Consider the following 11,225-nt stretch of genomic DNA (forward strand, 5'->3'; position numbering starts at 1 on the left):
TAGCATTCCCGGTCGTTAATCCTCGGGATTAACGACCGGGAATGCTATTCCGCGGTGAGTCAGCGTCGCCGGCGACGGCCCGTACCGAAGATGCTGCGGGTGATCTCGCGGCCGATGACCGTGCCCGCCGAGCGCATGGCGCTCTTGAATGCGGGGCTGTCCATCATCTTGTCGAAGATGCCAGGCTCTTCGGGCTCGGCCGGTGCGGGCATGGGCGCGACGTCACCGGACACCTCGATGCCGGCGAATCCGCCTGCCTCCCCGCCTTCATCGGGCGGTGGGGCCAGCTTCGCCGCGAGCCGTTCGTATGCCGAGTCGCGGTCGACGGTCTGACCGTAGGTGAGCTGCAGCGGGCTGGCTTTGGCCGCGGCGGTCATGGCCTCGGCGCCGATGGTGTCCATCAGCGATCGGGGCGCCCGCATCCGCGTCCAGGCCACCGGCGTCGGTGCGCCGCGCTCCGAGAGCACCGTCACGACCGCTTCCCCGATGCCCAGCGACGTCAGCGCCTCCTCGAGGTCGTAGACATCGGTCTTGGGATAGGTGCGCACCGTCTTGGTCAGTGCCTTCTGGTCATCGGGGGTGAACGCGCGCAGGGCGTGCTGTATCCGGGCGCCCAGCTGCGAGAGCACCGCATTGGGCACGTCGGTGGGCAGCTGCGTGCAGAAGAACACGCCGACGCCCTTGGACCGGATCAGCTTGACCGTCTGCTCGACCTGTTCCAGGAAGGCCTTGGAGGCGTCGCTGAACAGCAGGTGGGCCTCGTCGAAGAAGAACACCAGCTTCGGCTTGTCGACATCACCCACCTCGGGCAGCGTCGTGAACAGATCGGCCAACACCCACATCAGGAAGGTGGAGAACATCACCGGCCTCGCGGCCTGCGTCCCCAGTTCGAGCAGTGTGATGATGCCGCGTCCCGAAGCGTCTACGCGCAGCAGGTCTTTGGGTTCCAGCTCGGGCTCACCGAAGAACGTGTCGGCGCCCTCCGCCTCGAGGTTGACCAGCGCGCGCAGGATCACCCCGGCCGTCGTCGTCGACACCGCGCCAAGCGCCTTCAGTTCGGGTTTGCCTTCGTCGCTGGTGAGAAACGCGATGACCGAGCGCAAATCCTTGATGTCCAGCAGCGGCAGACCCTTCTGATCGGCCCAGTGGAAGATGAGGCCGAGGGTCGACTCCTGAGTGTGGTTGAGCCCCAGCACCTTTGACAGCAAGATGGGACCGAAACTGCTGATGCTCGCACGCACCGGCACCCCGGTACCTGCGGTCCCCAGCGTCAGAAACTCGACGGGGTAAGCGGTGGGCGTCCAGGTGTCGCCGGTGTCCTTGGCGCGTTGATCCACCTTCTCATCGGTCTCACCGGGTCGTGACAGCCCGGACAGGTCACCCTTGACGTCGGCCATCATGACGGGCACTCCGGCCGCCGACAGCTGCTCGGCGAGCACCTGCAGCGACTTCGTCTTACCGGTACCGGTCGCGCCCGCGATCAAGCCGTGCCGGTTGACCGTCGCCAGCGGGATGCGCACCTGCGCGGCGGGGTCCACGGCGCCGTCCACGATCACGGTGCCCAGTTCCAGTGCCTGGCCTTCGACTGCGTATCCGGCGGCAATCTGCTGCGCGGGGGGTGCTGTCGATTCGGTGGTCATGCCGGGGGTCCTCCCATTTGCGCGAACGAGCCGATTCGGAATCCGACACTACTTGCCAACCGGTGGGTATGGGCGGCTGCCGCTCGGGCGGGGAATACTGTGGATCTTCGTGCGAGACGAACTTGTATGGATCGACTGCGAGATGACCGGCCTTGACCTCAAGTCCGATCGGCTCATCGAGATCGCGGTGCTGGTCACCGATGCGGACCTGAACATCCTCGGCGACGGACTCGACGTGGTGATCCACGCCGACGACGACGCGCTGAATTCGATGATCGATGTCGTCAAGCAGATGCACACCAGGTCAGGCCTGATCGAAGAGGTCCGCGCGTCGACGGTCGACCTGGCCACGGCCGAGGAGATGGTGCTCGACTACATCCGCGGCCACGTCAAACAGGCCAAGACCGCGCCGCTGGCCGGCAACTCGATCGCCACGGACCGCGGCTTCATCGCCCGCGACATGGCCAAACTCGACGATTACCTGCATTACCGGATGATCGACGTCAGCTCGATCAAGGAGTTGTGCCGGCGCTGGTATCCGCGGATCTACTTCGGCCAGCCCGAGAAGGGTCTCGCACACCGCGCGCTGGCCGACATCCACGAGTCGATCCGCGAACTCAAGTACTACCGCGCCACCGCGTTCGTCCCTCCGCCCGGCCCGTCTACCAGCGACATTGCCGAGATCGCCGGCGAACTCGGGCCACCGTCCGACGACGCGACAACAAACGATTCGGCGCTGCAGCGTCCGAGCGGCTAGTATCTACGACGCTGCGTGTGCCGAAAGGCTCGGCAGCGATGGTGGCTGTAGTTCAGTTGGTAGAGCACCAGGTTGTGATCCTGGCTGTCGCGGGTTCGAGTCCCGTCAGCCACCCCGATATCGGGAACGCCGTCTACGCGAGTAGGCGGCGTTTTCGTTTTGCGAGCGCATCGCACACTGAACCTCAAGTGCCTGATCCACCAGCAGGACACCCGGCGTGCGCTGGGCCTTTCCCGCGCCGTCTCTCCCAAAGCGCTCTGCGCATCGTTGTCCTATGCCCGTATCAGCCCGGTGATCGCGGGCGCGCGCAGAACCCGCGGTGTGCGTCTGGTCGCCACCGACCTGGACTGGGCCGCCGGCCGGGGCCCGAGATCCGGGGACCCGGTGAGGCGCTGCTGCTTGCCATGACGGGGCGGATGGCAGCGGTGGCTCACGAGTTGGAGGGCGACGGCCTCAGCCGGTTGACGGGATAGCCCTCAGAGGCGCGGCGGCCCGGCATGGAGCCGTTCGCGGGTGGCTTCCAGCGTGGTGATGGTCGGGAACGTGTATTCCATCCACCAAGTCGCCCCGGCGTCGGCGCATGCGGCGACGGTAGCGATGTCGTCGCCGCCGGCGGTCTGACCGAACCGGATGACATCGAAATCCGTTGTCTCGCCGCGTATCTTCGTGACGGTGGCCACCATGTCACGCAGATCGGCAGGTTCGACTTCCAGACCGTATTGCGCGGCGCAGATCATGCCATCCCATTTCGCTGCACGCGCAATGGGTTTCGACGCCCCGTGGGTGGCTGCGGTCCACACCGGCACCCGGGGCCGCTGGACTGGCGGCGCGAACCCGTCGGTCGTGACGTTGAAAAACTGGCCCTGATGACCGACAGCAGCGCCGCTCCACAAGTCGGCGAGTACGTCGAGGCCCTCGTCCAGTTTGGCTGCCCGTTGTGTGGCATCGGTGGCGTCACCGAATGCGGCGTAATCGGGCAGCAGCGCGTAACCCGCTCCGGCGCCGAAGATCACGCGGCCGCCCGAGAGTTGGTCGAGCGTGCTGACTTCCCGGGCGAGCTTGGCGATGTGCCTGCGTGGCACCGGGGTCACCAGCGGGCCGAGGCGCAGCCGTTGGGTTCGCATCGCCATCGCGGCCAAGGCGATCCACGGATCGGCCGTCGGCTCGATGACCTGAAGGTGATCCCACAGGAACAGCCCGTCCCACCCGGAGTCCTCGGCTTCGTGTGCGAGGTCGGCGAGCACCCGCGCGTCGCCACAGCACCCGAAGTTCGGCACATAGAACCCTGCCCGCATGGCGTACAGAACCTATGACGCGTCGGTCGCCGGCTTCTTCACCCGCGGCGCGAGCTGCACGAATTCCGGCACGACGCTCGGGTTCTCGTGCGCTGTGGTCACGAGCGACACCAGGGTGTTGGCGACGTCGTTCAGCGCCGACATCCGCGCGGGCAATTGGCCGTGCTCGACCCACGACTCGAACAACTGGGCCAGCAGGTCACGGTCCGCGCCGCGCAGGATCTCGGTGTCTTCGGTCGGGCCGATCCCGACGCGCAGGATCGACAGTTCCGGGTGCTCACTGCGCCAGGAATGCAGAATCTCGTCCAGCGCGGCCTTGCTGGCGCTGTATGCGGCCACCCCTGCCCTTGGCCTGCCGACATCGTGGCTGGAGGCAATGAGCACCACACCGTTGTCGTCCAGATGGGACAGCGCCGCCCGTAGCACGTTGTTGGCGCCGACAGTGTTGACACTGAACGCGTGTAGCCAGGTGGCCACGTCGGTGTCCTCGATGTAGGCGAACGGCACGACCGTGCTGGTGAATACGACCGCGTCCAAACCGCCCAGAGCGTCCGTGGCGGCACTGACGACCCCTTGAATGGCTGCCGCGTCCTCGACATCGAGTTCGAACGCCGAACCGCCGATCTTGTCCGCCAGCGCCGTCAACAGGTCGACGCGACGTGCTGCCACGGCCACCTTGGCGCCGCGCTCGGCGGCACTGGCCGCGACAGCATGTCCGATACCCGACGAAGCCCCGACGACGAGGAGGCGCAGTCCAGCTGCGTCAGCGCGTTGGCCGCTCATTCCGCGTGTACCTACTTCCGTTGAGTCCCGTGGCCCGATTCCGTGTTTTAGGTCACCCTTCGTTCGTCGGACAGTACCGTGCGCGATGAATTCGGGCCGCACGGTGGGTCAACACACTGACGGATTCACCTTCAGAAGGAGAACGCGATGACGACGGCGATGCCCCCGGTGGTCGGCCACGAGACCTGGCGCGCCGCACTCGACGATCTGCGGCGCCGCGAGAAGGCCGCCACCAGAGAACTCGATGCGATCGCCGCTGCGCGTCGGCGGCTACCCATGGTCGAGCTGCCGGACTACACGCTCATCGGAGCCGAGGGCCCGGTGCGATTGGCTGACGTGTTCCAAGGAAGGTCGCAGCTCATCACCTATCACCACATGTGGACCGACGGTGCGGAATGGCAGTGCGGCGGATGCACGGGATTCACCTCGCAGTTCACCCGGCTGGACTTCCTGGACAACTACGACGCACGGTTCGTGATCGTCACCAACGGACCGATCGAGGAGGCGCTGGCTTACCGCGCCCAGGTCGGCAACAAGATGGACTGGTACTCGTCGTCGGAGAGCTCGTTCGGTGCCGCCGTCGACGCACCACCCAACGCGGGTTTCGCCGTCAACGTGTTCTTGCGGGACGGCGAAAAGGTCTATCGCACGTGGCACACCAATGGACGTGGTAGCGAGCAGCTCAGCCACACGTTCCCGCTCATCGACCTGCTGCCCTGGGGCCGTCAGGAGGAGTGGCTCGATTCGCCGGAAGGCTGGCCGAAACGACCGACATATTCGGGCTGGCTGGACAGTCCCGACATCGCCCGACTCTACGGAAAGGAATCTCAGTGACCGAGAAGCGCTACACCGTCACCCGCACCATCGCCGCACCGCCGGACAAGGTGTTCGCCGTATTGGCAGATCCGGCCCGTCACCAGGACACCGAGCCGGGCGACTGGGTGCGCGACGCCATCGATCCGCAGCCCATCACCGGGACCGGTCAGATCTTCGCGATCAACATGTTCCTGGAGCAGGCCGGCGGACATTACGTGATGCACAACCTGGTGAGCGAATTCGAGCCGGACCGCGCCATCGCGTGGCTACCCGGTCAACTGGACGACTCGGGCAACCACAGTCCTGGCGGCTGGTCTTGGCGCTACGACCTCGCGCCCCGCGATGCGGGTACCGACGTCACCCTCACCTACGACTGGACTGATACACCGCAGAGCTTCGCGGACCAGATCGGCGGAATGCCACCGTTCCCCGAGCAGTTCATCGCTGAATCGCTTGCAGCACTTGACCGTTCCGTTGGCGGCGGCTAGGTGCTGGCGTTACCGGCACGCCACTGCTGCCACGGGATGTTCCAGTCCCCCAGGCCGTCGGTGCCCGGCAGGACGCCGCCGACGGTGTTGACCACCTGAACGATGTCACCGCGTTTGGTGTTCTCGTAGAACCAGCGCGCATTGGCGGTACTGACGTTGAGGCAGCCATGGCTCACGTTGCTGTAGCCCTGACTACCCACCGACCAGGGTGCGCCGTGGACGTAGATGCCGCTGTAGGACATCTGCGTGGCGAAGTCGACCTCGGTGCGATAACCGTTGGGCGAGTTGACCGGCACGCCGTATGTCGACGAATCCATCACCAGGTGCGCGTAGTGGTCACCGATGATGTAGGTGCCGTTGTCGGTGGGCGTGCTGTTCTTGCCCATCGAGATCGGCATGGTCTTGACGACTTCACCATTGCGGCGCACGGTCAACGTCTTGGTGTCGTCATCCGCGATGGCGATCACCTCGTCGCCCACCTTGAAGTGGGTCTCGACATTGCCCTGACCGAACAGACCGTCCCCCAGTTCGACGCCGTAGGTGTTCACCGTGACGTCGATGGTGGTGCCCGGCTTCCAGTACTCGGCTGGGCGCCAACGAACCTCGCGGCTGTTGAGCCAGTAGAAGGCGCCCTCGACAGGCGGAGTGGTCTTGACGGTGATGGCCCGCTGCGCGGCAACCCGGTCGGTGATGTTCTCGTCGAACCGGATTGCAAGCGGCTGACCGACACCGACGACCTCGCCGTTGTTGGGCAGCACGTAGGGCATCGTCAGGTTTTCGGGCGAGTGCGTCTCGAACGTCAGCCGGCGATTGGCCAGCCCACCCAGCCCCATCGACTGCGCGTTGAGGGTGTACTCCTCGTTGTAGTCGAGCGGATCAGTGGTGGCCCAGGTCAACCCGTCGGCGCTGAGTTTGCCTGCGACCGGGGCGCCGTCCTCGTCGGTCATGCTGACGGCACCGAGCACACCGTTCTCGGCAGAGACGGTCACCGGCGTCTCGACGGTCACGCCGACCGCGCCATCGGTGACCGAGGCGTTCACCCTGGGCACCAGAAGGTCACCGAACGGCGTGCCCTTGTCCGTGATCACCGGCGGTGGGCCCGCAGGCTCGTCGCTGCCGCAGGCCACGAGGGCGGCCATCATGGCGGGCACCAACGCGACGGCCGCCCACCGGAAGAGACTCCGGCGCGGACGGGTCACCGTCTGTACCTGCCACATCTTCGTCCACCCCTCGCAAACCACTGTCGATCAACCAATTCTTGGCAATAGTCTAAGGGCAATCTTGACCGGAGTCTGACCACAGCGTCGCATCCAGGTACACAGCCAGCGGATTTCACGCTTGGCGGCGTGGCCTGTTATTGTCTCACACGCGCGCCGTTAGCTCAGTTGGTAGAGCAGCTGACTCTTAATCAGCGGGTCCGGGGTTCGAAACCCTGACGGCGCACCACATCTCTGCCGGAGGGCGGGCGGTCAACGCCCGCCCTTTCTGCATCCGAGCCACGATGTCTGATCATCCAGCCCGATAGCGATCGCCGACGCTCTGTTCGGCTTCTTCCAACAGCATTTCGACCGCGCCGGCGAGATGGGCCGCCGCATAGCCGCGGTCGCAGTGTTGTTCGCTCTTGAAGCGGTCGAGTTCCCTGCGTACATCAGTGAGGGTTTCGTCGCTCACGTGTGCCATATGTCCTCCAGGTCGGTATGAAAGACGGCCGCATCGATACGGGTGCGAAGCCGTCGCCTGCACTCAGCGCACTTCGACCTTGGCTTCGCCTGCGACGGCAACACCCACGCTTGCGGCAAATTTTGAATACTTTTGCTGCACTACAACTTCCCCCTAACCACGCGATTGGTCTGCGTTGCGGTCCCGATCGGATCCCGGCCCGTCTCCCCGACCCAGACCCGCCATCGACCTTAGCTGGACGCCTATGCGGTAGCAACCGATCTGCGAATAAGAGCCGTTCACACAATGCTCTGCGACGAATCTTAAAAATCCCCCGATTCGCCGGTTGCCGTCGGAAATGCCTTGCATGCCAACGGAGACCAGTTTGCCAACGAATTGAAGCCCTCGTCAATATGTACACAGCATCTGGGCATTGCCTATCTCGGCGGCCACTCAGCAAAGGTCGCGCCATCACGGGTCGCCGCCGTGATGCGCGCACGCTCACACGTTTGGCAACCGCGACGGCGGTGAATTCTGGGGACGACCCACGACGCCGCGCCCGTGGTGCGGCAATCCTGACCGTGGCACGCGAGCGAGCACGTGCGCTTTGCAGACGCGGCCGGTGGCGATACACCAAAAGACGGTCGGTATTGCCCACGGAAATGTGCTGTTAACCAGAAAGTAGCGCTACTCGGTGAGGGGCACACCGGCCATTGACGGTCGCGCAAGTTACTGCTTAGAATGCGACGTCCACTACATTCCTGGTCAGGTACCACACAAGCTGCTAGGCTGAAGTTAGCTGAGTTGCAACGATCCGGCACTACACAGCGACAACGCCAAGAACCGAGGTATTAGCTGATGACCAGCGCAGGGGACCCTGACCCCACGGCAGCATCAACCTCCGCGTTCGTTGCTGCAGATCAGCCGATCAGGGTGCACAGCTGCAACCGGCTTGGCCGTGTCGCCAATCCCCCTGGTTTCTCATTGACCGAGTGGCTTCTGCCGAGCCGCCGCCGCTGAGCCGGCGGCATCGGAATCCCAGTGCTGGGCCGCCAGACAAGACGCTGCCCGCCGGTGGGCGGGGCTAACTTTCCTTTGAGGCCTCCGGTCAGCGCCGCTTGATCCGGCGGACAACAACCACCACCACAAGCGCCCCCGCACCCGCGACCGACGCCATCACGACGGGCTTCTTGACGAACCGGAGCACGGCGGACTTGAAGTCCTCGGCAAGACGCTGCGGATTGGCGCGTTCGGCCAGTGAGTCGACGGTCGACGCCAACTGATCGCGAGCCTGATCGATGTCGGTCTTGATGGTCTCGGGATCGCGGTTCACCACTGTTTGCTCCTCTAGCCGCTCCATGTCGTGCTGCCCTGCCGCACTACCCTAGATCAGCCGGCACCGTTTGAACGGCACCGGTCGACCAAGAAGGGATACCCGCGCATGCCGCCAACCCCCCGACTGCAGGTGGGTGACACCGCCCCCGCATTCAGCCTTCCGGACGCCGACGGCAACGTCGTCAAGCTGGCCGACTTCAAGGGCCGCAAGGTAATCGTGTACTTCTACCCAGCGGCGTCCACGCCAGGCTGCACCAAGCAGGCCTGCGACTTCCGCGACAGCCTGGCCGAACTCAACGGCGCGGGGCTCGACGTCGTCGGCATCTCCCCCGACAAGCCCGCGAAGCTGGCCAAGTTCCGCGAGGCCGAGGGCTTGACGTTTCCGTTGCTCTCCGACCCCGACCGCGAGGTGTTGACGGCCTGGGGCGCTTTCGGCGAAAAAACCATGTACGGCAAGACAGTTCAGGGCGTGATCAGGTCGACGTTCGTCGTCGACGAGAACGGCAAGATCGAGGTCGCGCAGTACAACGTGCGGGCTACCGGCCATGTCGCCAAACTGCGCCGGGACCTATCCGTCTAACCGTCCCAGCTTCTCCAGCAGAAGCGCCTCGGCGGTTGCCGCACGTTTCAGCACACCCAGGTGCAGACTCTCGTCGACGCTGTGTGCCTGTGTGCCTGGATCTTCCACGCCGGTGACAAGAATTGTCGCCCGCGGAAATGCCGCGGCGAACTCCGCGATGAACGGGATCGAGCCGCCCATGCCCATGTCCACCGGATCGGTGCCCCAGGCTTCGCGGAACGCCGCGCGGGCCGCCTCGTACACCGGGCCGCTGGCGTCGATCGCGTAGGGCTGCCCGACATCACCGGGCGTGACGGTGACGTTCGCTCCCCAGGGCGCATGCTGCTCGAGATGACGGGTCAATGCGTCGAGGTGGGCGCGGGCGTCGCCACCAGGCGCCACGCGCATGCTGATCTTGGCGCGCGCCCGCGGGATGAGAGTGTTCGACGACTTGTCGATGGGCGTGGTGTCGATACCGATGACGGTCACCGCGGGTTTGGCCCACATGCGTTGCACCACTGAGCCGGAACCGATTTCGGATACGCCGTCCAGCAGACCCGACTCGTTGCGGACCCAGTCGCCGCCGCGGTCGACATCGGCAGCCGTTGCCTCATGCAGGCCGGCGACCGCCACGTTGCCGTCGTCGTCGTGCAAGCTGGCCAGCAGCCGCACCAGCACGCTCAGGGCATCCGGCACCACCCCGCCCCACAGGCCGGAATGCAGTCCGTGGTCCAGGGTGGCGACCTCGACCTCGCAGTCTGCCAATCCGCGCAGCGATACCGTCAACGCCGGGATCTCGGTGCTCCAATTGTCCGAATCGGCGATGACGATGACGTCGGCCGCGAGGGCGTCATGATGTGCCCCCAACAGAGCGCCTAAAGACGGCGAACCGGACTCCTCCTCGCCCTCGACGAACACCGTCACCCCGACCGGCGGTTTGCCGTCGAATGCCCGGATGGCGGCCAAATGTGTTGCGATACCGGCCTTGTCGTCGGCAGTGCCGCGGCCGTAGAGCCGGCCGTCGCGCTCAGTCGGCTCGAAAGGCGCGGAATTCCATTGCGTTGGATCGCCTTCGGGTTGCACATCGTGGTGTGCGTAGAGCAGCACGGTTGGTGCGCCCTGCGGTGCCGGGTAGTGCGCGATGACGGCAGGCGCGCCGCCCTCGCTGACTATCCGCACCTCCGGAAACCCCGCCTCAGACAACAGCTTTGCCACCGCGTCGGCACTTCGCGCCACCTCGCCACGGCGGGCCGGGTCCGCCCACACCGATTGGATGCGGACCAGATCCTCCAGATCCGACCGCACCGACGGCAAGACCTGTTGCACCCGCTGCACTATGTCACTCATGGAGACGACACTAGCCGCACTGTCGACGACCGCGAGGGTGCGCGGAATGCTGCCCCAACACGGAGTGTCGGGCAGCAGACGCGCACTCTCGCGGTGCAGAAGTTAGGGCTCCTCGATGATGGCGACGGCGGCGGCCGTGTCGGCCTCATGCGTGAGCGACACGTGAATGGTGACGGCCTCCAAATGCTTGGCGATGTCCCCGGACAGTCGCACCTTCGGCCGGCCCCACATGTCGGTCACCACCTCGATATCGCGGTGGATACCTTCCGGCAACGCCGGACGCTTGGAGAACCGCGAACTCGACCAGGCCTTGATCACGGCTTCCTTGGCCGCCCACCGGGCCGCCAGGTGCCGGGCCGCCGACGAACTCTTGTCCGCGGCGTCCCGGCGCTCACCTGGCGTGAAGGTCTCGGCGAAAACCGTTCCCGGCCGATCCACCTGTTCGGCGAACTCAGTGATGGAAACGAGATCGATGCCTACTCCGACTATTGCCATAGCAGGAAAGTTAGCTCATGCCATCTGCTCTTCGCGCAAGCGCTCATCGGA

General features: G+C 65.2%; 12 protein-coding genes and 2 tRNA genes. 6 read left to right on the forward strand and 8 right to left on the reverse strand.

Annotated features, from left to right (window positions below):
- Window positions 1–59: 59 nt before the first annotated feature.
- Complete coding sequence (locus ABQF30_RS26170) at window positions 60–1,640, reverse strand: helicase HerA-like domain-containing protein (protein WP_448469321.1); 1,581 nt, start codon at window positions 1,638–1,640, stop codon at window positions 60–62.
- 109 nt (window positions 1,641–1,749) lie between these two features.
- Between ABQF30_RS26170 and orn the strand changes: the two genes are divergently transcribed.
- Complete coding sequence (gene orn / locus ABQF30_RS26175) at window positions 1,750–2,397, forward strand: oligoribonuclease (RefSeq protein WP_448469323.1); 648 nt, start codon at window positions 1,750–1,752, stop codon at window positions 2,395–2,397.
- Between the two features lie 41 nt (window positions 2,398–2,438).
- Window positions 2,439–2,511: transfer RNA gene (locus tag ABQF30_RS26180), tRNA-His, on the forward strand.
- A gap of 362 nt (window positions 2,512–2,873) precedes the next feature.
- On the opposite strand, the gene ABQF30_RS26185 is transcribed toward ABQF30_RS26180, so the two are convergent.
- Together ABQF30_RS26185 and ABQF30_RS26190 are read right to left on the reverse strand one after the other, a co-directional pair.
- The gene (locus ABQF30_RS26185; protein WP_448469325.1) at window positions 2,874–3,692 is read right to left on the reverse strand and encodes an LLM class flavin-dependent oxidoreductase; all 819 of its coding nucleotides are present in this window, start codon (window positions 3,690–3,692) and stop codon (window positions 2,874–2,876) included.
- Between the two features lie 12 nt (window positions 3,693–3,704).
- Window positions 3,705–4,475, reverse strand: coding sequence for an SDR family oxidoreductase (locus ABQF30_RS26190; protein ID WP_448469327.1), 771 nt, complete (start codon window positions 4,473–4,475; stop codon window positions 3,705–3,707).
- A 147-nt stretch (window positions 4,476–4,622) separates the two neighbouring features.
- On the opposite strand from ABQF30_RS26190, the gene ABQF30_RS26195 reads away from it, so the two are divergent.
- Complete coding sequence (locus ABQF30_RS26195; RefSeq protein ID WP_448469329.1) at window positions 4,623–5,309, forward strand: DUF899 domain-containing protein; 687 nt, start codon at window positions 4,623–4,625, stop codon at window positions 5,307–5,309.
- Window positions 5,306–5,779 carry an SRPBCC family protein gene (locus ABQF30_RS26200; RefSeq protein WP_448469331.1) on the forward strand — a complete coding sequence of 158 codons (474 nt, stop codon included), beginning with the start codon at window positions 5,306–5,308 and terminating at the stop codon, window positions 5,777–5,779. The genes ABQF30_RS26195 and ABQF30_RS26200 overlap by 4 nt, the downstream gene beginning before the upstream one ends.
- On the opposite strand, the gene ABQF30_RS26205 is transcribed toward ABQF30_RS26200, so the two are convergent.
- On the reverse strand, window positions 5,776–6,996 hold the full coding sequence (locus tag ABQF30_RS26205) for a L,D-transpeptidase (protein WP_448469333.1): 1,221 nt from the start codon (window positions 6,994–6,996) through the stop codon (window positions 5,776–5,778). The genes ABQF30_RS26200 and ABQF30_RS26205 overlap by 4 nt on opposite strands.
- Window positions 6,997–7,149: 153 nt before the next feature.
- Between ABQF30_RS26205 and ABQF30_RS26210 the strand changes: the two genes are divergently transcribed.
- Window positions 7,150–7,225 (forward strand) — tRNA-Lys (locus ABQF30_RS26210).
- 63 nt (window positions 7,226–7,288) lie between these two features.
- On the opposite strand, the gene ABQF30_RS26215 is transcribed toward ABQF30_RS26210, so the two are convergent.
- Window positions 7,289–7,450, reverse strand: a complete 162-nt coding sequence (locus ABQF30_RS26215; protein WP_448469708.1) for a hypothetical protein — start codon at window positions 7,448–7,450, stop codon at window positions 7,289–7,291.
- 1,096 nt (window positions 7,451–8,546) lie between these two features.
- A complete protein-coding gene (locus ABQF30_RS26220) occupies window positions 8,547–8,774 on the reverse strand; it encodes a DUF3618 domain-containing protein (protein WP_448469684.1) in 228 nt (75 codons plus the stop codon).
- A gap of 105 nt (window positions 8,775–8,879) precedes the next feature.
- Between ABQF30_RS26220 and bcp the strand changes: the two genes are divergently transcribed.
- Complete coding sequence (bcp, locus tag ABQF30_RS26225) at window positions 8,880–9,353, forward strand: thioredoxin-dependent thiol peroxidase (protein WP_448469335.1); 474 nt, start codon at window positions 8,880–8,882, stop codon at window positions 9,351–9,353.
- On the opposite strand, the gene ABQF30_RS26230 is transcribed toward bcp, so the two are convergent.
- Together ABQF30_RS26230 and acpS are read right to left on the reverse strand one after the other, a co-directional pair.
- Window positions 9,342–10,679: a dipeptidase gene (locus ABQF30_RS26230; protein ID WP_448469337.1), complete on the reverse strand. Its 1,338-nt coding sequence runs from the start codon at window positions 10,677–10,679 to the stop codon at window positions 9,342–9,344. The genes bcp and ABQF30_RS26230 overlap by 12 nt on opposite strands.
- Before the next feature lie 102 nt (window positions 10,680–10,781).
- The gene (acpS, locus tag ABQF30_RS26235; RefSeq protein WP_448469339.1) at window positions 10,782–11,174 is read right to left on the reverse strand and encodes a holo-ACP synthase AcpS; all 393 of its coding nucleotides are present in this window, start codon (window positions 11,172–11,174) and stop codon (window positions 10,782–10,784) included.
- Window positions 11,175–11,225: the final 51 nt, after the last annotated feature.

The sequence above is a fragment of the Mycolicibacterium sp. XJ870 genome (assembly GCF_053483975.1).